At 50.8% G+C, this 25,543-nt stretch carries 11 protein-coding genes, 4 tRNA genes and 1 other RNA gene; 8 read left to right on the plus strand and 8 right to left on the minus strand.

What is annotated here, in order from left to right; all coding sequences use genetic code 11:
• Positions 1–165: 165 nt before the first annotated feature.
• Both QUD59_RS02405 and QUD59_RS02410 read right to left on the minus strand, forming a co-directional pair.
• Positions 166–8,484 carry a retention module-containing protein gene (locus tag QUD59_RS02405; protein ID WP_286239357.1) on the minus strand — a complete coding sequence of 2,773 codons (8,319 nt, stop codon included), beginning with the start codon at positions 8,482–8,484 and terminating at the stop codon, positions 166–168.
• Between the two features lie 188 nt (positions 8,485–8,672).
• Entirely contained in the window at positions 8,673–17,708 is a 9,036-nt protein-coding gene (locus QUD59_RS02410) for a retention module-containing protein (protein ID WP_286239358.1), read from the minus strand.
• A 467-nt stretch (positions 17,709–18,175) separates the two neighbouring features.
• Between QUD59_RS02410 and QUD59_RS02415 the strand changes: the two genes are divergently transcribed.
• The 6 genes from QUD59_RS02415 to QUD59_RS02440 all read left to right on the plus strand — a co-directional run bounded on the left by QUD59_RS02415 (position 18,176) and on the right by QUD59_RS02440 (position 20,204).
• A tRNA-Asn gene (locus tag QUD59_RS02415) sits at positions 18,176–18,251 on the plus strand.
• Positions 18,252–18,279: 28 nt separating this feature from the next.
• Positions 18,280–18,355, plus strand: a tRNA-Asn gene (locus QUD59_RS02420).
• A gap of 17 nt (positions 18,356–18,372) precedes the next feature.
• Positions 18,373–18,449, plus strand: a tRNA-Pro gene (locus tag QUD59_RS02425).
• A 42-nt stretch (positions 18,450–18,491) separates the two neighbouring features.
• A tRNA-Pro gene (locus QUD59_RS02430) sits at positions 18,492–18,568 on the plus strand.
• 40 nt (positions 18,569–18,608) lie between these two features.
• A non-coding RNA gene (locus QUD59_RS02435) (RtT sRNA) lies at positions 18,609–18,732 on the plus strand.
• Positions 18,733–19,280: 548 nt separating this feature from the next.
• Positions 19,281–20,204 (plus strand): tetratricopeptide repeat protein, encoded by a 924-nt coding sequence (locus tag QUD59_RS02440; protein ID WP_286239359.1) that lies wholly within the window; start codon positions 19,281–19,283, stop codon positions 20,202–20,204.
• Between the two features lie 25 nt (positions 20,205–20,229).
• Here the strand turns inward: QUD59_RS02440 and QUD59_RS02445 are convergent, their stop codons facing one another.
• The 4 genes from QUD59_RS02445 to QUD59_RS02460 all read right to left on the minus strand — a co-directional run bounded on the left by QUD59_RS02445 (position 20,230) and on the right by QUD59_RS02460 (position 22,338).
• Positions 20,230–20,946 carry a hypothetical protein gene (locus tag QUD59_RS02445; RefSeq protein ID WP_286239361.1) on the minus strand — a complete coding sequence of 239 codons (717 nt, stop codon included), beginning with the start codon at positions 20,944–20,946 and terminating at the stop codon, positions 20,230–20,232.
• 118 nt (positions 20,947–21,064) lie between these two features.
• A complete protein-coding gene (locus QUD59_RS02450; protein ID WP_286239362.1) occupies positions 21,065–21,430 on the minus strand; it encodes a hypothetical protein in 366 nt (121 codons plus the stop codon).
• A gap of 9 nt (positions 21,431–21,439) precedes the next feature.
• Positions 21,440–21,856 carry a hypothetical protein gene (locus QUD59_RS02455; RefSeq protein WP_286239363.1) on the minus strand — a complete coding sequence of 139 codons (417 nt, stop codon included), beginning with the start codon at positions 21,854–21,856 and terminating at the stop codon, positions 21,440–21,442.
• On the minus strand, positions 21,853–22,338 hold the full coding sequence (locus QUD59_RS02460; protein WP_286239364.1) for a hypothetical protein: 486 nt from the start codon (positions 22,336–22,338) through the stop codon (positions 21,853–21,855). The genes QUD59_RS02455 and QUD59_RS02460 overlap by 4 nt, the downstream gene beginning before the upstream one ends.
• A 42-nt stretch (positions 22,339–22,380) precedes the next feature.
• Here QUD59_RS02460 and QUD59_RS02465 point away from each other — a divergent pair, with 42 nt between their 5' ends.
• Positions 22,381–23,229: a hypothetical protein gene (locus QUD59_RS02465; RefSeq protein ID WP_286239365.1), complete on the plus strand. Its 849-nt coding sequence runs from the start codon at positions 22,381–22,383 to the stop codon at positions 23,227–23,229.
• Positions 23,230–23,247: 18 nt separating this feature from the next.
• Positions 23,248–23,952 carry a hypothetical protein gene (locus QUD59_RS02470; RefSeq protein ID WP_286239366.1) on the plus strand — a complete coding sequence of 235 codons (705 nt, stop codon included), beginning with the start codon at positions 23,248–23,250 and terminating at the stop codon, positions 23,950–23,952.
• On the opposite strand, the gene QUD59_RS02475 is transcribed toward QUD59_RS02470, so the two are convergent.
• On the minus strand, positions 23,931–24,845 hold the full coding sequence (locus QUD59_RS02475) for a diguanylate cyclase domain-containing protein (RefSeq protein ID WP_350227801.1): 915 nt from the start codon (positions 24,843–24,845) through the stop codon (positions 23,931–23,933). The genes QUD59_RS02470 and QUD59_RS02475 overlap by 22 nt on opposite strands.
• Positions 24,797–25,027 (minus strand): hypothetical protein, encoded by a 231-nt coding sequence (locus tag QUD59_RS02480; protein ID WP_286239367.1) that lies wholly within the window; start codon positions 25,025–25,027, stop codon positions 24,797–24,799. The genes QUD59_RS02475 and QUD59_RS02480 overlap by 49 nt, the downstream gene beginning before the upstream one ends.
• Between the last annotated feature and the right edge of the window lie 516 nt (positions 25,028–25,543).

Genomic DNA, 25,543 nt, shown 5'->3' on the forward strand with positions numbered 1-25,543 from the left:
GGATAAGGGCTAAGGATCAATATGGAGGTGAGTAGCAGAACGGACAGAAAAACAGGGTAAATAACAAACAGGTCTTGCCATTAAAGGCATTTCGCAGACATAAAAAAGCGCCCCTGTGGGGCGCTTTAAATTGACTCAGTCAACCATTACTGATGATTCTGGTGTTTACACACCGTCATCTATAGCGCCGGAACTCAGCAACGAGTTCAGCGCATCTGCTGCATCGGTAGTAATACCTACAGAATCCACATCAATGGTCTGAACCACATTGGCATCAGTATCCAGCACCTGGATCTGCAGATGACCGCCGTTGTCGATACCCTGAATAGAGTTGCCATCAGCCAGTACATCCGCAAGATCGATCACATCACCTTCTGCCGCATTGAAATCAACGATCTGATCTGCTGCAGGCGCGCCTGCAACCCCCAGATCTTCAGCGTTAAAGATGAACAGATCCGCACCTGCACCGCCCGTCAGAGTATCGTTACCCGCACCACCAATGAAGATTTCATCGTCTGCGGTACCGGTGAGGATGTCATTACCGGAAGTACCAACCATCGCTTCCACTTCCAACCCGCCTGGCTGACCACTCAGAGAAACCAGGAAATCCTGATCAGCCACATCACCATCACCATCGGATACATTTGACAGTGTGAAGTCAAAGTCGATGTCATCTGGCGCGGTTGATGAAGTGGTGGTTACATTCACGTTGTTCAGACGGAAACCATCATTGTGATCCTGGCTAGCAGCATCACTTTCAATAGTGATTGCACCAAAGCTATCGGTGTTAGCTGTACCAAAGCCTGACAACTGATCAACATTGATCACCTGCCCTGAAGCAGCCTCAGTAAAGAAGGTTTCGCTGGTACCATCACTGTAGGCAACTGTGATGTTAAGTCCAACCTTGCCACCTGATGGTTTACCTGTAAAACCATCTGCCACAAAGCTGAAGTTGGTCACTAACTGATTAAAGCTGAAGGTAATCGATTCTCCGCCATCAACCTGGTTATCTGAGATCGCCCACCCCTGAGTACTCGGGTTAACCTCATCATCAGATTCGTTATAAATGGCGTCGCCATCGCTGCCGGTAATGGTTACATTCAGACCGCTGGCATCATTAATATATTTCACCAGATCAGGACCGGAGGCAGATACAGAACCGGTCAGCAGAGAAACGGTCTGTGTATCATTCTCACGTGAGAAAGTCTCCAGAGAATCGGTTCCATCCGCATTCAACGTCATCTGAGCAACCAACTGACCATCACTGTCCGTCATATCAATGACGATTGAATCACTGTCTGAAAGCGCATTATTAATGCTCACAGTGCCATCAGCGCCGGTGTTATCGACCAGGTTGAAGCTACCTGCACCATCTGCACCATATACCCAGTCCGCGAATTGCACGCCGGTATAAGTCGCATCGGCATTGCCCGCACTGATGCTGACAGTGCCATCCTGATTACCGTCATTTACCAGTGTAAATGCAGGAACATCATCCACAACATTCACATCAACCGTAATAGAATCACTGCTGGTACCATCACTCACGCTTACATCGAATGACTCGGTATAACCCGCATCAGTTGCACCTGCCTGTGTGGAGTTATTAACCGCTTCATCCAGCGTATAAGTGTAGCTGAACTCACCATCATTGTAGGCCGTCAGTTGAACAGTGCCGTAGCCCACGTCCACTGAACTACCAACCAGATCACTGAAATCGGTAAAATCCACACCACGGGTATAGGTGGTACCGCCAACCGTGAGAGTCTCGATGTCGTCCAGTCCGTCAGAGTCGGCAAATGCGAAGCTGCCAGTGGTTACTTCACTGTCAGAGTCCGCATCAGAACCTGCAGCTAACCCCGCTTCATAGACAGTAGAAGGAGCTGCTGTTGCCTGAATAGTTGGCCCGTCATTAACACCGTTGATGGTGATGGTGATGGTGCTGGTACCGCTGCCGTCCAGAGACGCGACAGTCCAGGTCTGAACAATGGTCTCGCCTGCATCCAGATACTGTACTGCGGCGTTGTCCACTTCAAAGGTGTAGTTACCCTGATCATCCAGCAGGGTCAGTGTACCCAGCTGAGTGCTATCCAGATCACCTGCATTGGAGTTGGTACGACCGGTGAAGCTCAGGGTTGCTGTATCGAACGCGTCTTCGCCCTGATCCGCATCGCTGACGGTAACCTGACCGTTCACGCTCAGCGTTGGGTTGTTGTCGTCTTCGGTCACGGATTTCGCATCATCCGTTACCACTGCGCCATCTTCTACACCGTTGATGGTGATGGTGATGGTGCTGGTACCGCTGCCGTCCAGAGACGCGACAGTCCAGGTCTGAACAATGGTCTCGCCTGCATCCAGATACTGTACTGCGGCGTTGTCCACTTCAAAGGTGTAGTTACCCTGATCATCCAGCAGGGTCAGTGTACCCAGCTGAGTGCTATCCAGATCACCTGCATTGGAGTTGGTACGACCGGTGAAGCTCAGGGTTGCTGTATCGAACGCGTCTTCGCCCTGATCCGCATCGCTGACGGTAACCTGACCGTTCACGCTCAGCGTTGGGTTGTTGTCGTCTTCGGTCACGGATTTCGCATCATCCGTTACCACTGCGCCATCTTCTACACCGTTGATGGTGATGGTGATGGTGCTGGTACCGCTGCCGTCCAGAGACGCGACAGTCCAGGTCTGAACAATGGTCTCGCCTGCATCCAGATACTGTACTGCGGCGTTGTCCACTTCAAAGGTGTAGTTACCCTGATCATCCAGCAGGGTCAGTGTACCCAGCTGAGTGCTATCCAGATCACCTGCATTGGAGTTGGTACGACCGGTGAAGCTCAGGGTTGCTGTATCGAACGCGTCTTCGCCCTGATCCGCATCGCTGACGGTAACCTGACCGTTCACGCTCAGCGTTGGGTTGTTGTCGTCTTCGGTCACGGATTTCGCATCATCCGTTACCACTGCGCCATCTTCTACACCGTTGATGGTGATGGTGATGGTGCTGGTACCGCTGCCGTCCAGAGACGCGACAGTCCAGGTCTGAACAATGGTCTCGCCTGCATCCAGATACTGTACTGCGGCGTTGTCCACTTCAAAGGTGTAGTTACCCTGATCATCCAGCAGGGTCAGTGTACCCAGCTGAGTGCTATCCAGATCACCTGCATTGGAGTTGGTACGACCGGTGAAGCTCAGGGTTGCTGTATCGAACGCGTCTTCGCCCTGATCCGCATCGCTGACGGTAACCTGACCGTTCACGCTCAGCGTTGGGTTGTTGTCGTCTTCGGTCACGGATTTCGCATCATCCGTTACCACTGCGCCATCTTCTACACCGTTGATGGTGATGGTGATGGTGCTGGTACCGCTGCCGTCCAGAGACGCGACAGTCCAGGTCTGAACAATGGTCTCGCCTGCATCCAGATACTGTACTGCGGCGTTGTCCACTTCAAAGGTGTAGTTACCCTGATCATCCAGCAGGGTCAGTGTACCCAGCTGAGTGCTATCCAGATCACCTGCATTGGAGTTGGTACGACCGGTGAAGCTCAGGGTTGCTGTATCGAACGCGTCTTCGCCCTGATCCGCATCGCTGACGGTAACCTGACCGTTCACGCTCAGCGTTGGGTTGTTGTCGTCTTCGGTCACGGATTTCGCATCATCCGTTACCACTGCGCCATCTTCTACACCGTTGATGGTGATGGTGATGGTGCTGGTACCGCTGCCGTCCAGAGACGCGACAGTCCAGGTCTGAACAATGGTCTCGCCTGCATCCAGATACTGTACTGCGGCGTTGTCCACTTCAAAGGTGTAGTTACCCTGATCATCCAGCAGGGTCAGTGTACCCAGCTGAGTGCTATCCAGATCACCTGCATTGGAGTTGGTACGACCGGTGAAGCTCAGGGTTGCTGTATCGAACGCGTCTTCGCCCTGATCCGCATCGCTGACGGTAACCTGACCGTTCACGCTCAGCGTTGGGTTGTTGTCGTCTTCGGTCACGGATTTCGCATCATCCGTTACCACTGCGCCATCTTCTACACCGTTGATGGTGATGGTGATGGTGCTGGTACCGCTGCCGTCCAGAGACGCGACAGTCCAGGTCTGAACAATGGTCTCGCCTGCATCCAGATACTGTACTGCGGCGTTGTCCACTTCAAAGGTGTAGTTACCCTGATCATCCAGCAGGGTCAGTGTACCCAGCTGAGTGCTATCCAGATCACCTGCATTGGAGTTGGTACGACCGGTGAAGCTCAGGGTTGCTGTATCGAACGCGTCTTCGCCCTGATCCGCATCGCTGACGGTAACCTGACCGTTCACGCTCAGCGTTGGGTTGTTGTCGTCTTCGGTCACGGATTTCGCATCATCCGTTACCACTGCGCCATCTTCTACACCGTTGATGGTGATGGTGATGGTGCTGGTACCGCTGCCGTCCAGAGACGCGACAGTCCAGGTCTGAACAATGGTCTCGCCTGCATCCAGATACTGTACTGCGGCGTTGTCCACTTCAAAGGTGTAGTTACCCTGATCATCCAGCAGGGTCAGTGTACCCAGCTGAGTGCTATCCAGATCACCTGCATTGGAGTTGGTACGACCGGTGAAGCTCAGGGTTGCTGTATCGAACGCGTCTTCGCCCTGATCCGCATCGCTGACGGTAACCTGACCGTTCACGCTCAGCGTTGGGTTGTTGTCGTCTTCGGTCACGGATTTCGCATCATCCGTTACCACTGCGCCATCTTCTACACCGTTGATGGTGATGGTGATGGTGCTGGTACCGCTGCCGTCCAGAGACGCGACAGTCCAGGTCTGAACAATGGTCTCGCCTGCATCCAGATACTGTACTGCGGCGTTGTCCACTTCAAAGGTGTAGTTACCCTGATCATCCAGCAGGGTCAGTGTACCCAGCTGAGTGCTATCCAGATCACCTGCATTGGAGTTGGTACGACCGGTGAAGCTCAGGGTTGCTGTATCGAACGCGTCTTCGCCCTGATCCGCATCGCTGACGGTAACCTGACCGTTCACGCTCAGCGTTGGGTTGTTGTCGTCTTCGGTCACGGATTTCGCATCATCCGTTACCACTGCGCCATCTTCTACACCGTTGATGGTGATGGTGATGGTGCTGGTACCGCTGCCGTCCAGAGACGCGACAGTCCAGGTCTGAACAATGGTCTCGCCTGCATCCAGATACTGTACTGCGGCGTTGTCCACTTCAAAGGTGTAGTTACCCTGATCATCCAGCAGGGTCAGTGTACCCAGCTGAGTGCTATCCAGATCACCTGCATTGGAGTTGGTACGACCGGTGAAGCTCAGGGTTGCTGTATCGAACGCGTCTTCGCCCTGATCCGCATCGCTGACGGTAACCTGACCGTTCACGCTCAGCGTTGGGTTGTTGTCGTCTTCGGTCACGGATTTCGCATCATCCGTTACCACTGCGCCATCTTCTACACCGTTGATGGTGATGGTGATGGTGCTGGTACCGCTGCCGTCCAGAGACGCGACAGTCCAGGTCTGAACAATGGTCTCGCCTGCATCCAGATACTGTACTGCGGCGTTGTCCACTTCAAAGGTGTAGTTACCCTGATCATCCAGCAGGGTCAGTGTACCCAGCTGAGTGCTATCCAGATCACCTGCATTGGAGTTGGTACGACCGGTGAAGCTCAGGGTTGCTGTATCGAACGCGTCTTCGCCCTGATCCGCATCGCTGACGGTAACCTGACCGTTCACGCTCAGCGTTGGGTTGTTGTCGTCTTCGGTCACGGATTTCGCATCATCCGTTACCACTGCGCCATCTTCTACACCGTTGATGGTGATGGTGATGGTGCTGGTACCGCTGCCGTCCAGAGACGCGACAGTCCAGGTCTGAACAATGGTCTCGCCTGCATCCAGATACTGTACTGCGGCGTTGTCCACTTCAAAGGTGTAGTTACCCTGATCATCCAGCAGGGTCAGTGTACCCAGCTGAGTGCTATCCAGATCACCTGCATTGGAGTTGGTACGACCGGTGAAGCTCAGGGTTGCTGTATCGAACGCGTCTTCGCCCTGATCCGCATCGCTGACGGTAACCTGACCGTTCACGCTCAGCGTTGGGTTGTTGTCGTCTTCGGTCACGGATTTCGCATCATCCGTTACCACTGCGCCATCTTCTACACCGTTGATGGTGATGGTGATGGTGCTGGTACCGCTGCCGTCCAGAGACGCGACAGTCCAGGTCTGAACAATGGTCTCGCCTGCATCCAGATACTGTACTGCGGCGTTGTCCACTTCAAAGGTGTAGTTACCCTGATCATCCAGCAGGGTCAGTGTACCCAGCTGAGTGCTATCCAGATCACCTGCATTGGAGTTGGTACGACCGGTGAAGCTCAGGGTTGCTGTATCGAACGCGTCTTCGCCCTGATCCGCATCGCTGACGGTAACCTGACCGTTCACGCTCAGCGTTGGGTTGTTGTCGTCTTCGGTCACGGATTTCGCATCATCCGTTACCACTGCGCCATCTTCTACACCGTTGATGGTGATGGTGATGGTGCTGGTACCGCTGCCGTCCAGAGACGCGACAGTCCAGGTCTGAACAATGGTCTCGCCTGCATCCAGATACTGTACTGCGGCGTTGTCCACTTCAAAGGTGTAGTTACCCTGATCATCCAGCAGGGTCAGTGTACCCAGCTGAGTGCTATCCAGATCACCTGCATTGGAGTTGGTACGACCGGTGAAGCTCAGGGTTGCTGTATCGAACGCGTCTTCGCCCTGATCCGCATCGCTGACGGTAACCTGACCGTTCACGCTCAGCGTTGGGTTGTTGTCGTCTTCGGTCACGGATTTCGCATCATCCGTTACCACTGCGCCATCTTCTACACCGTTGATGGTGATGGTGATGGTGCTGGTACCGCTGCCGTCCAGAGACGCGACAGTCCAGGTCTGAACAATGGTCTCGCCTGCATCCAGATACTGTACTGCGGCGTTGTCCACTTCAAAGGTGTAGTTACCCTGATCATCCAGCAGGGTCAGTGTACCCAGCTGAGTGCTATCCAGATCACCTGCATTGGAGTTGGTACGACCGGTGAAGCTCAGGGTTGCTGTATCGAACGCGTCTTCGCCCTGATCCGCATCGCTGACGGTAACCTGACCGTTCACGCTCAGCGTTGGGTTGTTGTCGTCTTCGGTCACGGATTTCGCATCATCCGTTACCACTGCGCCATCTTCTACACCGTTGATGGTGATGGTGACATCCGCTGTTGTACCTTCATTTACGCCATCTGTAACCTGGTAGGCATCAGAGAAATTGATTGAGCCGGACTCACCTTCATCCAAGGATTGAATGTAGTCAATGCCATCTTCATTCAACACAAACTCATAAGAACCATCTTGCTGGATGGTCAGGGTACCCAATGCATGTTCGACGACAACAGGAGCCCCTGCTACTTCAAGCAGCCCATTGGAATCATCACCGTCTTCATCGGTATCGTTGGTGAGTACATTGCCAGAAACGGAGTAAATGTCACCATTGTCGGTCAGAGAGTTCTGATCGTTCACAGCATCCGGAGTTGTATCATCATCAATGATTGTGATTGTTTCAGAACTTGCATCCGGATTAATAGTGGCATTTACCGCATCAACCAGGACCAGTTCAAATACACCATCACCCTCATCGATACGGTCCTGATCAATTGTAATCGTAACAGGAACAACCGTGGAGCCTGCTGGAATGATGGTAGTTACTACCAGACCGGAGTTATCCCAATCCAGGCCATAATCGGCTGCGCCATTCTCAGAAATAACGTTGAACTGGTAAGTGACCTCTACATCCTGATCAAAGACCTTGTCCAATACCAGATTAAATTTAACTTCACGTGAGGAGCTATTCACTCCTTCAGAAGTGCCTTCGAGAACCTGAACACCCTCCGGGGTAACAGTCACATAAGAACTTACTGGTGTCTCTGGATTTTCAGGGTTCTGAGGATCTTCCGGATCTCCCACTTCAACCTCAACCTCGACAGAAACGCTTACTTCTGGAAGCTCGGTAATCGGCTCAACCAGAGGTTCTTCTTCCGGTGTTGTGAAAGTATCAGTTGTTCCGACAGTATCGTAACCCGCAGTCGGATCAACCTCTTCTGCAGTACGGGTAATATTAACAGTATTGGAACCTTCGTTACCCTGACCACCTGCTGCTGGGGCTTCACCACCGGCAGCGGTTGCTTCACCTACTTCGGTAGGGTCGGCACCCGCGAGGATCGCAGCCTGAATGGACTCAATATCCGTGGTCGCTTCAGAGTTATCAAAGGTTTCTGTAGTGTTGTAGGTTTCACTGCTTGCCAGCCAGCTCTGACCACCGTCAAGCTGAACCAGCTCGCCACTTTCTGTGGAAATTTCAATTGTGGCATCAGGTGCCAGACGAACCACTTCGTCAGCGAAAATCTGATCACCCAGACTGAGAAGACGTTCCGTACCATCGGCCTTGATAGCCACCGCTCTGCCAACCAGATGCGATACAGTTCCTACTACACTCATGCGTACATCCTTACTACTGAATATTGGAAGAACTAGCACTCTACTGATTCGTTCTCATAAAAACATTGTACTGAGGTACAGGTTGGCTTTTTTGTTTTAATTTAATGAGATAGAGCAATAAAAACGGCCCCATTCAAACAAAAAGGCCGGCATTAAGCCGGCCTTGTAATCATGCTTCCCGCGGTTGATCAGCTACCTCCATTGATCGCATCACTATCCAGTAACGTCTGTAACATCTCCGAGCTGCTACCTCCTAAGCCGTCCACACCACTGAGGATAATCTGCTGTTCGCCGCCTCCGGAAAAATCGCCCAATCCGTCTGCATCGATCGAGATTAGCGTATCCCCTCCTGATGCTTCGACTTTCAGATATAATTCCAGATCCGAGCTGCCATCAAGAATATCACCGAGCTGCAACACATCACGCCCCAGCTTGAAGTCAGTAATGGTATCCGTTCCTCCATCCAGGTCGCTTTGCATAAAGACAAATCCATCATTTCCTCTTCCACCGGTCATGACATCATCCCCGCGACCAGCAAAGAAAAGATCATCATCATCGGTTCCGGTCAGAATATCGTTCCCGGGCGTGCCTTCGAATATATTCTCCACAGCAACTTTGCCGATCACCTTAACGTTATCGATCAACGCCCCTGAGGTATCACCCGTAATACCGGTCTCAATCAAGATAAGCTCAGATGAATCACCGGTCGCAGTAACCTCCACGGTGATCTTTTGCCAGTTATCCGGAGTTATCTGAATAATTTCCACCCCCGCCGGGGCTGTAGCTGCGGGATCATTAGTCACCAGCGCAACCGTTACTCCCTCCCACTTAATCTCAAACTGTGAAGAGCCAGGTCTCTTAGCTCCACCGTAATCACGCACGATAGTTTCAAGACTAATTTCATAGGTTTCTCCGGCCACCGTATTAACAGACTGACTGAGTCCGTCAACTTCCCAATAGGAATCAATCTCAATCAATTGATTCCCGTGAGGGACATGAAAATCGTAAATACTCGTATCAGGATGCCAGACCTCCACTGAACCTGACCACGACCATCCCGTAAGCGGAACATCAAAGGACTCCCCGTATGGAAACTGATCATCCTCAAAGCTACCATTCACCAAGATGTTAGCAGTCAGATCAGCATTACCATTTGCTGGGTCTGGTGAGCGAGGCAACTGGTCGACAGACCCTTCATGCTCGACGGTAAGAGTCGCGGAGCTCTCATCTCCATCTCCGTCTTTCATGGTGTAATCAAAGTGTTCTTCCGTCAGTTCAGGAGCGAGACTGTAACTAAAATCGCCCAGTCTGAATTGTCCACCGATATCAGCCCCATCAACAGATAGCACAAAGCTACTGAATGACTGATCTACATCCGGTACCACGTTTATATTTGTACCATCCGTAACGATAATGCAGTCAGCCCGACCACCACTATCGACCAGTACCCCGTCCGCGTCATAGGCAAACCAGGTAAACTGATCGCCATCCGCCGCGTTTATCAGGTCAAGTGAGATTGATGAGACACTCTGATCAAACTGAATGACTAACGCTTCAACATTACCTGCACTGTTTTCGATCGGGCTTTGATTGTTATCGCCAACCCCTACACCAACGGAAGTCGCTGCGGTATCTTCGGTGCGCTGATCCAGGCCCAGTAGCTTACCATCGACATCAGTGAACGAATCTCCGGCAGAAAATCCATATAGAGTGACTCCCTCATAGGTCAGGTAGGCATTACTGTTAGCCGGGTCATCTGTGACACGAGTAAACACTGCATGACTCATATCCACGGCATAAGTCAGTGAATCCGCATCAGACTGGTACAGGTATTCACCATCTGCAGAGATCAGTATTTCACCGTATTCCGTATCAAATACTATTCTTCCGCTACCATCGAGATCAGAAGGGTTGTCGAAAGATTTAGTGACACCCTCATGGGTCACCGTTAACACTTCACTGGGGTCCAGGTCAGATTGAGTTGAAGTATTATTTAAATCGTTGCTGAGAATATTACCGGCCACGGTACTGCCCGGATCAACCATGGCGGAGTCATCTAAAGCGGTTGGAATGGAGTCCGTTACCTCTATTGTCACTTTAGTCCAGACGCCTTCAGAGGAACCATCGCTGGCAACATAATAAAAATAGTCATCAATACTGTCTGAAGTTTCATGATCCAGTATGGGCGCCGTGTATTGATAGGTTCCATCCGCCTGCATGACCACGCTACCGCCCAATGCCGTCGTGAAAGCGACCATACCATTAACGCTCTGAGTATTACTTCCGGCCTGATCGCTGGCCAGTTTCGTAACCGTCATACTGCCCGGGGCTGCGTCTTTGTCGATATCATTATCTAATACACTGACACTCTGACTGAAAACCGTTCCCTCGCGCACAACGGCACTGTCTTCTTCAGAATCCGGAGTGTAGTCAACCGTATTAGTGACATTGCCGGTGCTGGTAAGATGTTCATAGTTCCCACCGGAGGCATTACTGATGACTACATCCAGACTCGCAGGAGTATCAGCATCTGTCACCGTTACCGGGGCCGAATCGGCGGATGACTGGCCAACAGGGATGGTAATTGAAATGCCATTAGATAACGTCACGAGCAACGGTGTTCCAGTCACCGGGGCATCGACCGTGACGGTATAGATAATCGCTTCCCCTTCCACTATCGGGTCCCCGTTTGTGGCGGAATCGAGCGTCACGGTAGTGGTATCGATAGTATCGTTAACAGTGACTGTTGCTGTATCACTGGTATCCAGATCTTCGAAGTTACCGCCTGTTGAACCAGTTACGCTGACATCGAAGCTGGAACCATCAAGGTAGACATCATCATCGTTGTTGATCGCTACATCTACCGAACCGGTGGTCTCACCGGCAAGGATGGTCAGGGTATCGCCAGTCGACAGAGTCAGGACCAGATCGGTCTGCGGCGGGTTGTCCACGCTGGCGGTGATGGTTGCGGTGCCATCGCCTTCGTTAGCAGTCACATCGGACAGGGTTACGGTGGTGGTATCATTTGTATCCTGTACCGTCACGGTAGCGGTGTCACTGGTATCCAGATCTTCGAAGTTACCGCCGGAACTGCCGGTTACGCTGACGTCGAAGCTGGAGCCGTCCAGATAGACGTCATCGTCGTTGTTGATCGCTACATCCACTGAACCAGTGGTCTCACCGGCAAGGATGGTCAGGGTGTCGCCAGTCGATAAAGCCAGGACCAGATCGGTCTGCGGTGGGTTGTCCACGCTGGCGGTGATGGTCGCGGTGCCATCCCCTTCGTTGGCGGTGACATCAGACAGGGTTACCGTAGTGGTATCGTTTGTGTCCTGTACCGTTACGGTGGCGGTGTCACTGGTATCCAGATCTTCGAAGTTACCGCCGGAACTGCCGGTTACGCTGACGTCGAAGCTGGAACCATCCACATAGACATCATCATCGTTGTTGATCGCTACATCTACCGAACCGGTGGTCTCACCGGCAAGGATGGTCAGGGTATCGCCGGTAGAGAGGGTCAGCACCAGATCGGTCTGCGGTGGGTTGTCCACGCTGGCGGTGATGGTCGCGGTGCCATCGCCTTCGTTGGCGGTGACATCGGACAGGGTTACCGTGGTGGTATCGTTTGTATCCTGTACCGTCACGGTAGCGGTGTCACTGGTATCCAGATCCTCGAAGTTACCGCCGGAACTGCCGGTTACACTGACATCGAAGCTGGAGCCGTCCAGATACACATCATCATCGTTGTTGATCGCTACATCCACTGAGCCGGTGGTCTCACCGGCGAGTATGGTCAGGGTATCGCCAGTCGATAAAGTCAGCACCAGATCGGTCTGCGGAGGGTTGTCCACGCTGGCGGTGATGGTTGCGGTGCCATCGCCTTCGTTGGCGGTGACATCAGACAGCGTTACGGTGGTGGTATCGTTTGTATCCTGTACCGTCACGGTAGCGGTATCACTGGTATCCAGATCCTCGAAGTTACCGCCGGAACTGCCGGTTACACTGACATCGAAGCTGGAGCCGTCCAGATAGACATCATCATCGTTGTTGATCGCCACATCCACCGAACCGGTGGTCTCACCGGCGAGTATGGTCAGGGTATCGCCAGTCGACAGGGTCAGCACCAGATCAGTTTGGGGAGGATTATCCACGCTGGCAGTGATGGTTGCGGTGCCATCGCCTTCGTTGGCGGTGACATCAGACAGGGTTACGGTAGTGGTATCCAGCGTATCGTCAACAGTGACAGTCGCCGTATCACTGGTATCCAGATCCTCGAAGTTACCGCCGGAACTGCCGGTTACGCTGACGTCGAAGCTGGAGCCATCAAGGTAGACATCATCATCGTTGTTGATCGCTACATCCACTGAACCGGTGGTCTCGCCTGCCAGAATGGTCAGAGTGTCGCCAGTCGACAGAGTCAGGACCAGATCGGTCTGCGGTGGGTTGTCCACGCTGGCGGTGATGGTCGCGGTGCCATCGCCTTCGTTGGCGGTCACATCAGACAGGGTTACCGTGGTGGTATCGCTTGTGTCCTGTACCGTTACGGTAGCGGTGTCACTGGTATCCAGATTTTCGAAGTTACCGCCGGTGCTCCCGGTCACGCTGACGTCGAAGCTGGAACCATCCAAATACACATCATCATCGTTGTTGATCGCTACATCCACTGAACCGGTGGTCTCACCGGCCAGAATGGTCAGGGTATCGCCAGTCGACAGAGTCAGGACCAGATCGGTCTGCGGTGGGTTGTCCACACTGGCAGTGATGGTTGCGGTGCCATCGCCTTCGTTGGCGGTCACATCAGACAAGGTTACGGTAGTGGTGTCCAGCGTATCGTCAACAGTGACTGTCGCTGTATCACTGGTATCCAGATCTTCGAAGTTACCGCCGGAACTGCCGGTTACACTGACATCGAAGCTGGAGCCGTCCAGATAGACATCATCATCGTTGTTGATCGCCACATCCACCGAACCAGTGGTCTCGCCTGCCAGAATGGTCAGGGTATCGCCAGTCGAAAGAGTCAGCACCAGATCAGTCTGCGGTGGGTTGTCCACGCTGGCAGTGATGGTTGCGGTGCCATCGCCTTCGTTGGCGGTGACATCAGACAGGGTTACGGTAGTGGTATCCAGCGTATCGTCAACAGTGACAGTCGCTGTATCACTGGTATCCAGATCCTCGAAGTTACCGCCTGTTGAGCCGGTTACGCTGACGTCGAAGCTGGAACCATCCAGATAGACATCATCGTCGTTGTTGATCGCTACATCTACCGAACCGGTGGTCTCGCCTGCCAGAATGGTCAGGGTGTCACCTGTTGAGAGAGTCAGCACCAGATCGGTTTGCGGTGGGTTGTCCACGCTGGCGGTGATGGTCGCGGTGCCATCGCCTTCGTTAGCAGTCACATCGGACAGCGTGACCGTAGTGGTGTCCAGCGTATCGTCAACAGTGACTGTCGCTGTATCACTGGTATCCAGATCTTCGAAGTTACCGCCTGTTGAGCCGGTTACGCTGACGTCGAAGCTGGAACCATCCAGATAGACATCATCGTCGTTGTTGATCGCTACATCTACCGAACCGGTGGTCTCGCCTGCCAGAATGGTCAGGGTATCGCCAGTCGAAAGAGTCAGCACCAGATCAGTCTGCGGTGGGTTGTCCACGCTGGCGGTGATGGTTGCGGTGCCATCGCCTTCGTTGGCGGTGACATCAGACAGGGTTACGGTAGTGGTATCCAGCGTATCGTCAACAGTGACAGTCGCTGTATAACTGGTATCCAGATCCTCGAAGTTACCGCCTGTTGAGCCGGTTACGCTGACGTCGAAGCTGGAACCATCAAGGTAGACATCATCGTCGTTGTTGATCGCTACATCTACCGAACCGGTGGTCTCGCCTGCCAGAATGGTCAGGGTATCGCCAGTCGATAAAGTCAGCACCAGATCGGTCTGCGGAGGGTTGTCCACGCTGGCAGTGATGGTTGCGGTGCCATCGCCTTCGTTGGCGGTGACATCAGACAGGGTTACGGTGGTGGTATCGTTTGTGTCCTGTACCGTCACGGTAGCAGTGTCGCTGGTATCCAGATCTTCGAAGTTACCGCCGGAACTGCCGGTTACGCTGACGTCGAAGCTGGAACCATCCACATAGACATCATCATCGTTGTTGATCGCTACATCTACCGAACCGGTGGTCTCACCGGCAAGGATGGTCAGGGTGTCGCCGGTTGAGAGAGTCAGCACCAGATCGGTTTGCGGTGGGTTGTCCACGCTGGCGGTGATGGTTGCGGTGCCATCACCCTCGTTAGCAGTCACATCGGACAGGGTTACGGTGGTGGTATCGTTTGTATCCTGTACCGTCACGGTAGCGGTGTCACTGGTATCCAGATCCTCGAAGTTACCGCCGGAACTGCCGGTTACACTGACATCGAAGCTGGAGCCGTCCAGATAGACATCATCATCGTTGTTGATCGCCACATCCACCGAACCGGTGGTCTCACCGGCGAGTATGGTCAGGGTATCGCCAGTCGACAGGGTCAGCACCAGATCAGTTTGGGGAGGATTATCCACGCTGGCAGTGATGGTTGCGGTGCCATCGCCTTCGTTGGCGGTGACATCAGACAGGGTTACGGTGGTGGTATCGTTTGTGTCCTGTACCGTTACGGTCGCTGTATCACTGGTATCCAGATCCTCGAAGTTGCCACCGGTGCTGCCGGTTACGCTGACGTCGAAGCTGGAGCCATCAAGGTAGACATCATCATCGTTGTTGATCGCCACATCCACTGAACCGGTGGTCTCGCCTGCCAGAATGGTCAGGGTGTCACCTGTTGAGAGAGTCAGGACCAGATCGGTTTGCGGTGGGTTGTCCACACTGGCGGTGATGGTCGCGGTGCCATCGCCTTCGTTGGCGGTCACATCAGACAAGGTTACGGTAGTGGTATCCAGCGTATCGTCAACAGTGACTGTCGCTGTATCACTGGTATCCAGATCTTCGAAGTTACCGCCGGAACTGCCGGTTACGCTGACATCGAAGCTTGAACCGTCCAGATAGACATCATCATCGTTATTGATCGCTACATCCACTGAACCGGTGGTCTCACCGGCAAGGATGGTCAGAGTATCGCCAGTCGACAGAGTCAGCACCAGATCAGTTTGGGGAGGATTATCCACGCTGGCAGTGATGGTTGCGGTGCCATCGCCTTCGTTGGCGGTGACATCAGACAGGGTTACGGTGGTGGTATCGTTTGTATCCTGTACCGTGACGGTAGCGGTGTCGCTGGTATCCAGATCTTCGAAGTTACCTCCTGTTGAACCAGTTACGCTGACGTCGAAGCTTGAACCGTCCAGATAGACATCATCATCGTTATTGATCGCCACATCCACCGAACCGGTGGTCTCACCGGCGAGTATGGTCAGGGTATCGCCGGTAGAGAGAGTCAGGACCAGATCGGTCTGGGGTGGGTTGTCGACTGTCGCAGTAATCGACGCGGTGCCATCGCCTTCGTTGGCGGTGACATCGGACAGGGTTACCGTGGTGGTATCCAGCGTATCGTCAACAGTGACAGTCGCTGTATCACTGGTATCCAGATCTTCGAAGTTACCGCCTGTTGAACCAGTCACGCTGACATCGAAGCTGGAACCATCCAGATAGACATCGTCGCCATTGTTGATCGCCACATCCACTGAGCCGGTGGTCTCACCGGCGAGTATGGTCAGGGTGTCACCGGTTGAGAGAGTCAGGACCAGATCGGTCTGCGGTGGGTTGTCCACACTGGCGGTGATGGTTGCCGTGCCATCGCCTTCGTTGGCAGTGACATCAGACAGGGTTACCGTGGTGGTATCGTTTGTGTCCTGTACCGTCACGGTAGCAGTGTCGCTGGTATCCAGATCTTCGAAGTTACCGCCTGTTGAACCAGTCACGCTGACATCGAAGCTGGAACCATCCAGATAGACATCGTCGTCATTGTTGATCGCCACATCCACTGAGCCGGTGGTCTCACCGGCGAGTATGGTCAGAGTGTCGCCAGTCGATAAAGTCAGTACCAGATCGGTCTGCGGTGGGTTGTCCACGCTGGCGGTGATGGTTGCGGTACCATCCCCTTCGTTAGCGGTGACATCGGACAGGGTTACCGTGGTGGTATCCAGCGTATCGTCAACAGTAACTGTCGCTGTATCGCTGGTATCGAGGTCTTCGAAGTTACCGCCTGTCGAGCCGGTTACGCTGACATCGAAGCTGGAGCCATCAAGGTAGACATCATCATCGTTGTTGATCGCTACATCCACCGAACCGGTGGTCTCACCTGCCAGAATGGTCAGGGTATCGCCGGTCGACAGAGTCAGCACCAGATCGGTCTGCGGTGGGTTGTCCACGCTGGCGTTGATGGTTGCGGTGCCATCACCCTCGTTAGCAGTCACGTCGGACAGGGTTACGGTAGTGGTATCAAAATCATCCACGACAGTTGCACTGGTTCCGGTATCCGGGAAATCAATATCAGCACCCTCTCCCTGAACCCCGATTACGCTGGCTGTTATTGTTTCCGGCCCCTGAATATGCCAATCGTCCTCTCGGCTGCTTACTGTCACATCTACATAAGTCTGTCCAGCCGGAATCGTCACGGTACCAATGGTGGTTTCCAGAACAAGATCGCTGTCTGAAACCACATTGACCTTAAAGCGGAAGATAATATCTTCGCCTTCGATGACATTACGGGTGGTCAAGTTTCCATTCGCATCCACACGATCGATTGACACTGATTGGACTAACGATACCAGCTCCTCCTCAGGCAGAGTCGCTTCAACCTGGGTATAACCAATGGTTTCATACCCTGCAGTCGGGTCAACTTCTTCTGCAGTTCGGGAGATAGTAACGATGGATGAACCCTGATTGTCCTGTATATCTCCGGTATCAGACTCCCCCCCTGCGGCAGGCGCCTCATAGATATCAGTAGGGTCTTGCCCTGCCAGAGTCGATGCTCGAATGGATTCAGCCAGAGCTGAGCTTTCAGAAAGATCCAGATCTTTCGCGCTCATGTAAGTTTCGTTGCTGACCAACCAACTCTGACCACTGTCCAGACGGATCGACTCTCCAATATCCATCGAAATTTCAATTTCAGCGTCCTGTGCAACCCGAACTACGTCACCCGCATAGATTTGATCGCCGACAAATAATACGCGTTCTGTGCCATCTGCTCCTAAGGCGACCGCTCCTCCAGAGAGATAAGAAACTGAACCAACAATAACCATCGCTACCATCCTTTTGGCGCACGCCAATATACCTACAATAAACTGTACTACAATTTATTGCATTTTCAGCAAGAAAGCCAACTTCTGTATGAAATTCGAGCGTCTGACCGGTTGCTTGAGGACTTCAGCAGAGCGCGTGGGTATGTGGCGGGCAGCAAACTGCGGAGCCCGCGCAGATAACCATCCACGCAGAAACCTCTGAATTAGGTAATAAATGTTCACGACGACCCGGAAAATTTAAAATGTCTAACCAAAATGGCTGTCGCCGATGGAAGGTGTATTAAATAAAAGTACTGCGATTTACTCGGTTTATGATCACGTTCCGATCACTAAGTAACCCGTTTTGCATGAAAATACCTAGTTATTGATCAGGCAGTAATCAACCTTATAATTCTGTTAACTTTTTGCAAAAAAGCCCTTGACGCTATCCCCCGTGGTCATTAAGATACGCCGCACTTTCGAGGTGTTCCCCGATAGCTCAGTTGGTAGAGCAGTAGACTGTTAATCTATTGGTCGCTGGTTCGAGTCCAGCTCGGGGAGCCAACTAAAACCTCTTAAGTACAACTGATGATCCCTGATAGCTCAGTTGGTAGAGCAGTAGACTGTTAATCTATTGGTCGCTGGTTCGAGTCCAGCTCAGGGAGCCACCTTTAAGGTGAAAGTTCGGAGTGTAGCGCAGCTTGGTAGCGCATCTGGTTTGGGACCAGAGGGTCGGGGGTTCGAATCCCTCCACTCCGACCACTTTAAAATAGGCTAATCTTCATTTACCGTTCTGGTAAACGTCGGAGTGTAGCGCAGCTTGGTAGCGCATCTGGTTTGGGACCAGAGGGTCGGGGGTTCGAATCCCTCCACTCCGACCACTTTAAATCACCTTCACTACTAACATCACGTAAGCTGATTTATGTATCTGAGTTTATTGGGATGAGAACCTCCGAAGGGGCTCGAACCGAACGCAGTGAGTTAAGGTCGCGGAGCGACGCCCCGAAGGGTGAGGCGAAGCCGAATAATCCCTCCACTCCGACCACTTAATCAAAACCCTTTATATATCTTCTAAGACATGGATCGCTGAGATGGGTAGCCCTGCAAAAACCTTACGTTCTATTCGTGTTTTGAAATCCAGATTGGATCAGGCTGATTCGGTTGGTGTTCGGCAGGCATTAGATACTGGAACCCTTGCAAATCAATCTGAAGACCTGAGTCAAAGACTTGTCTCTTTGGCTGACAGAATTCAGGAAGTTCAGAAGGTGTCGAGAAAGGAAGCACTTGAAAGGCATTATAAAAAGGTAGTTCAGTTATCACCTAGGGGCTGATCCCCTACTCCCCATTCAATTGGTATTTTGGAATGCCACACCGGACCCGCTGATTTACATTTAATATTATCACTCCGCGACTGCAATATAGAATCGCTTCTAACTCCTTTCAACGCTCGAAGAAGCAAAACAGACACTCTTCAAAGTTTTTAGAACCTGTACCAATCTTTACCAGAAAGGTCGACACTGAACTTAACCATAGGCTCACCTGGAACTAATATAGTAGGATGGAATAGGTGACTAAATCCGGGGGCTAATTTTCATGTCATTCAAAAACACCTATGTTCTGCTTTTAGTTCTAACAATCTTCCCTAACATTATTCAGGCCAAGCAGTACACCGAACAAGAGGTCATGAATGCTATCCAAGTTGCCAATAAAAACAAAAAACCCGCTCTTCAATTTGCTATTGGATACCTATATGAGTCTGGGAACGGAGTAAAAACCAATTACTCTGAAGCCCACAGATGGTATTCACTGGCTGCCGAGCAAGGAAATACAAGCGCAATGACCCGCCTAGGGAGACTGTCAGTAGAAGGCCTAGGTGTAAATAAAGACCCCTCTAAAGCATTCTATTGGTATGAAAAAGCGTCACAGCTTGGAGATAAATCAGCTCAAAACATTCTTGGCCTAATGTATCAAGACGGTAATTTAATCGATGGGGATTACCAAATGGCAGCTTACTGGTTCAAAAAAGCAGCGAACCAGGGATCAGTATCTGCCCAGTATTCACTTGGTAATCTTTACTTCACAGGCAGAGGCGTAGCTGATGATTATTCGCAGGCCCGTTTTTGGTTTGAAAAGGTGATAAGAGCCCAGCAAGGTGGTGATAATGATAGCAAAGAGAGGGCCTACTATAGATTAGGGCAAATCTTTGAAGATGGCCTGGATGTTTCTAAAGATGGCCCAAAAGCGAAAGACTTCTATATGGCTGCGGCAAAATTAGGCCATGATGAAGCCAAGGTCAAAATAGGTGACGGATACAACCAAGGTAAGTGGGGATTACCAAGAGACAGAGAGAAAGCGCTTCACTGGTATCATAAAGCAGGTGCCTCAGGGGAATTTAGTGCAGGGCTACTGAAAGCTGAATTGAAACACCAAAAATGGTGCAAGCATGTATCTGGCCTACCGAACGAACAATGGAGTGTCAATGATGCAAGATACTTTGAGAGAACCTGCCTGAAATAGTAAAACTAGCACTGCAATTTACCACTCAATTTTCTAAAGCCTCATATCTCTCCTTAAGCCCTTGCACATATTTCACGTGGAAAGCCATATTCTCTGGAATCGGGTTGACTTTACCCCTGCCATATTTTTCTTCTTCAGCCTTCGTCACACCTCTTTTATATATTTCTGCAGCATTTGAATTCGACGCTACAACTGAGCCATATTCAGGCTCAAGGACAACCTGATAGGTGAACACCCCCTGCCCTACTTCGATCCATTTACGCGAAGTTTTATAACCGGGCTTACTCACTTCAATATCATACCGCCCAGGCTCAAGAATCATATTTTGATCAAACTTCGGCTTAATGTTCATGATTCGAATTTGAGCATCGCTCGGCTCGGGCTGAACTCTGAGCAGAGACTCATTTGTATCGTAAGAATTTTCACTTAGGTGGTTATCGGGAAGCAAAGCTATCCCAGCAACTACAGTGGCGCTCAAAAAAACTACAGCTAAAGACCATTTTAAGCCTCTTGAATTCCTCTCTTTACTTTTGCTACTGGCGACTTCAACTTTTTGATCTTCTGATTGCTCTACGCTATGCATCAGAAATACACTTCCGCCATCATCACAAATCTGAGCTTTCTTTTTACATTGCGGGCAACTTACTTTTCCACGATTCAGGTTTCGCGATGCTGGGGCACGAAAGTCAAATAAGTGCCCACAACTCGGGCAACGAACAGGATATCGAACTTTCTTAGTCATAACGCTGCAACCTCATCCTTTGCCTCAAGCTAATATGAAAATAATGTTAACGCACTGTAACATGGAGCCATTCGTATCAACCTTAAATGCAGAGACAGCGACACTTCAAATAAACGCCCTAAAACGAAAGTGGCTTCATACAATACTTGCCACTTGCACCTGGTAACGAAAAGCAAGACCATTCATCCGAATCTGATCCAGCTGCGATCGCAGGCTTTCCATTGATAGTTATTGCCATCGCCTTATTAATACCTTTTTCTTCAACAATCCGCGTCCCATCGGCAAGATCCCACTTAATCATATAATCATTGGCACTGGCACATACTTTCACCTGACAAGAGATCGATTTCTCTTCCTGACCAGTTACCACCTTACAAACACCCTCCCCTGAATCACATCCAGCATAAGCATATGAAGAGACAAGCATAGCTATAAGAATAGTCAGGTATTTCTGGGGCAGTAATCTGTGTAACAGGCTAATCAAAATGCTCTCCTAACAAGAACTATCTGTATCAAAGAAGCAGAGGTGTTGAATAATATCGTAGACCAATTCAACCATACCGGATAAACGAGGCACTTCTGATGTAGGGTCCCAGCCATATCCGATACGTCCCAATGCCTCGGTACAATTCACTTGGGTAAGTTCAGATAGCTTTACCACAGATAGAACTTCTGTGAGTTGCACATAGTTATAAAACTCACTGTCCCTGGCAGGCTCATCCAGATTACCCAGATCCTTTTCCAACACCTTTAGAATCTCTAACTTCTGCTCAAACGTTTTCGCTTCCTCAATCTTGAACATCGCTTTGTCTAGTAACAGCTCAATTGGGTCATCTTTCACCTGCTCTGCAGTTAGATGAAATGGCATCATGAGTGTTACGGCCAGAAATATATTCTGCAGCATCTTCATGGTTGAGCCCTTCCTGTAGCTGCCAGCTCCCCCTTCCTTAGATAGACAGCCACAAGAATCAAAATCATAGATAAAACACCTGCTGCGATAGAGGTGCTTTCAAGGTAAGGGGTAAAGGCGGTTATGACACCTGCTAACCCTATACAATTTGCTACAGCTGAGAATGTTAATACCGTCAGCAAAGTTCTAAGACTGGTCAATGCTGTGAACGGTGAAAGTATTAGGATTAAGGCAGTCGTGATCGTAAACAAAACAACCAGAAGCAGATTAACCAGTCCTGTTAGTTGCAGTACCAGGTGAAAACCGTGAAGAGCTACCCTGGACTCCCCATCAATCAGTAAAGCTGACTTGCCTATGGTAAGACGAGAAAACTCAGGTTCCGCGGGAAGCATTAACGCTGGGGATAAAAGAAAGTAAACGAATGCTATTACACCCAGAACTGAGCATATAAGGATTGGCATGCGCTGTGGTGATTGGGTCATTTCCTTTCCCAGATTCCATTCAGAGGTGATTCATCAGACACCATGGAAGATGTACTGCAGGTTAACTATATTGCTTTTAACTCGCAAAGCGAAAGGCCCCCCATGCTGAAGCGCTATCTACTGCTCATTACCCTGCTAGTTCTCCCCTTATCTGTGAAAGCAGAACTCACTGGCCTTTCCAGTATTCTGGATATCCCTAAAGGTACTATCTTCGAACTGACTCAAAAACTGGAAGTAAAAGCGAACCGGAGCTATCAGGTGATAGGAAAAGACCATCTGCTTGAAAGCTTTAACACGATCCATCAGCCCGGCAACGAGTACACCGGAAGGCACTATAGATACCCCAGTTACGATAACTACCTGATCCAATGGCGTAAGAACGTAGATCAAACCTATCAAGACTGCCTAAACCGCCATCGTATCTACTATCACTCGGATACCAATAGAGGCGGCAATAGCACCATCATCAACCGGGGTAACGGAAACACCAATATCATTATCAATCAGCCTTCTGAGGTGATATCAGGAAGTTATCAGGGCCAGCATAGTTGTATCCAACCTCAGCACACACTTACCCTATTATTGATTGATACAGATGAAGCAGAGGGTGGTGGTATCTTCAGAGAAGGTTATCAGTTCGAAGTGGATAAAGTACGTTATAGGCAGCATGGAGCCTTCCATTCAGTGACGCTCTATTTTGACCACCCTGTAGCTGAAGGGCTGAGAATTGTATCTACGCAGCCCCCTCAAGAGATCTTTGTCTATCAACTGCAGCAGCAAACAACAGGCGATGGCTTTTGGGAAACGTTAGGCAGTGCATTAAACTCAGTGCAGCATATTGGTGGGCAGATGTTCACTATTAAGCCACCAGCAACACGCTATTATGATTAAGGAAGGTAAAGGGAACTTATGCCTGATTTTTTGTGTATTCCAGCAGACTACCTGACTAATGATGAGAATCTAAAAACCAGCCCAATCATGGATTCTCAGAACAGAAGTTGGTACTGCGGGCAACTTCCAGAACTGACACAGGAGATGCAGGATAGCTTTTCTTCACCACATGCCTATGCTGCTTGGGAACTTACCTGCCTGAAGACCTTGCTAGATCAACTACGCATACCTACTCCTGGGATGTTTGATGAGTGGCCACCAGAGATCAGCGAACTCTACCACCTTGCTAAAAAAATCGAAGCAGAATCCAGCAAATCCTTAACTTCAGCTTTGGGAAGTGAAGAGATATCAGCCCAAAACCAGCCAATTAACCTGAATCCTCTTAGACCCATACAACTTCCACAATCAACGCTCAGTAAAGATGAACGTAAGTCTCTGCTTAAACGTGCTAGAAGAGTCTGCAAACAACACAGAGAGAGCGGATCAGAAAAGTACTTATCAGGTGAACTACAGCTCAATAGATACAACTATGCCAAAGATATTATCCGGGCTGCTGACTTTGCTTTGGACCTGATAGAGTCCATTCCCAGAGAATCATTCTGCGTTGAGACTATCCAATTCGTTCTGGAGCGCGGAGAGATAGATTACCTCTCAGAGCATGAAGACATGGAAGGTTTTGCTATAGGTACCATCAGGTGTATTCAACGGGAGATCTCTGTATGAGCATAGCTAACACGGAGTTGACCTCTGAGCCTGTTCCAGCGCAGCTCAGGGTCGTCTACCGACACATTGCAGACCGCCTCCCGTTCCATCTCCGGAGTAAAATAGCGGTATGCATTCTTACCCGAACCTTTAGCATGATACATAGCCGCATCAGCATTTCGCAGTAATGCTCCAGGATCCTCTCCATCTGAAGGGAAAAGAGTGATACCAATACTGGCTGTGGTCACAAACTCATACCCCTCAACCAGAACAGGCTTCGCTGCCACATCCAGAATACGCTCACAACCGGGCAGCTCTTCGGCCTCCACCTTCAGGTCTGGCAATATCACCAGAAACTCATCACCGCCTAAACGGGCAATCATCTCCCCCGCTTTCATGCACTGGTTAAGGCGCTGGCTGACTTCTTTGAGATGCCGATCCCCTACTTCATGCCCAAGGGTATCGTTAATTTTCTTGAAATTATCCAGATCAACAAATAGCACTCCCACCCGGGTTCCCTTTTGCCTTGCCCGGTTCAGCGCCTGCTCCAGACGTTCCATCGCTAAAACACGATTAGGCAGCCCCGTCAGAAAATCGTAGCTGGCCTGATGGATCAGCCTGTTCTCGTAATCTTTACGCTCTGTGATATCACCGATGGAACCTACCATCCGATAGGCCACGCCATGCTCATTCCGGAGCGCAAGACCATGCGCTAACACCCATACATACCCTCCCTGGCTGTTTCTGACCCGATACTCGCAGTCAAAAAATTCGGTCTCTCCTTTAAGATGACGGATAAGTTCATTCTGATACAGATCCCAGTCAGCCTCATAGACCCACTCCAGCCACTCATAAGAGGTTGTTTTCAGAGTATCTCCATGCCTATAGTGGTTAGCAGTCGTGCTGAGAGAAATAACTCCTTACTGACAGGATCCCAATCCCAAAGCCCTTCATTCGCACCTTTCATCGCCAGGGAGTACCGCATTTCAGTCTCCCTCAGCGCGGCCTCCACCGCTTCCAGCTTGCGTATTTTTTCACGCATCTGCCGGTTTTCCGAAATCAGATCAGACCTACTTTGTTCAGTAAGGGGGTTCACAATGCTTCTCTTCCTGACCCACAAAAAATTAGTAGTTCCAGCTTAGCAGAATGTTGCACACAATCTGAAAACAGCCCGATAGCCAAATCCTGTCTGAATCGCACTCACAGGACAAGCACCCTTTGGTGTAGCGACTACGCCACCTGCCAGATGAAGAAAGCAGTTACTGCAAGACAGTCCCAACGCGTACTTTGTGAAGAGCCATCAATAGATAAATGCCACGCAGAGAGATTACCAGAACAGCGCAGCATTCGATTTTGAAAGGCCCGGCATCTCTGATTCAGCGCAGGAAACCGGGTCGGTTGGTGTTTTAGTGTTCTGCCAGATAATCAAGAATAATATTCCGATTTTCAGGGGTAAGTTCGCTCATACCCTATTCTTCAACCATCCAATCTAGCAGCTCATCCCAACCCTCACGACTCCCCCCCTGCTACGCCACTATCATCTCTTAATGACAGGCAATGAATCTTTATTAACCTAGCCTGCTAGTAATGAGGTATTACCATTCACCCTACA

It is taken from the genome of Neptuniibacter halophilus (assembly GCF_030295765.1).
Classification (GTDB): domain Bacteria; phylum Pseudomonadota; class Gammaproteobacteria; order Pseudomonadales; family Balneatricaceae; genus Neptuniibacter; species Neptuniibacter halophilus.

Excerpts from the sequence above, each read along its gene's own strand:
- QUD59_RS02405 (WP_286239357.1), bottom strand. The coding sequence starts at position 8,484 with ATGAGTGTAGTAGGAACTGTATCGCATCTGGTTGGCAGAGCGGTGGCT.
- QUD59_RS02410 (WP_286239358.1), bottom strand. The coding sequence starts at position 17,708 with ATGGTTATTGTTGGTTCAGTTTCTTATCTCTCTGGAGGAGCGGTCGCC.
- QUD59_RS02440 (WP_286239359.1), top strand. The coding sequence starts at position 19,281 with ATGTCATTCAAAAACACCTATGTTCTGCTTTTAGTTCTAACAATCTTC.
- QUD59_RS02445 (WP_286239361.1), bottom strand. The coding sequence starts at position 20,946 with ATGACTAAGAAAGTTCGATATCCTGTTCGTTGCCCGAGTTGTGGGCAC.
- QUD59_RS02455 (WP_286239363.1), bottom strand. The coding sequence starts at position 21,856 with ATGAAGATGCTGCAGAATATATTTCTGGCCGTAACACTCATGATGCCA.
- QUD59_RS02460 (WP_286239364.1), bottom strand. The coding sequence starts at position 22,338 with ATGACCCAATCACCACAGCGCATGCCAATCCTTATATGCTCAGTTCTG.
- QUD59_RS02465 (WP_286239365.1), top strand. The coding sequence starts at position 22,381 with ATGGAAGATGTACTGCAGGTTAACTATATTGCTTTTAACTCGCAAAGC.
- QUD59_RS02470 (WP_286239366.1), top strand. The coding sequence starts at position 23,248 with ATGCCTGATTTTTTGTGTATTCCAGCAGACTACCTGACTAATGATGAG.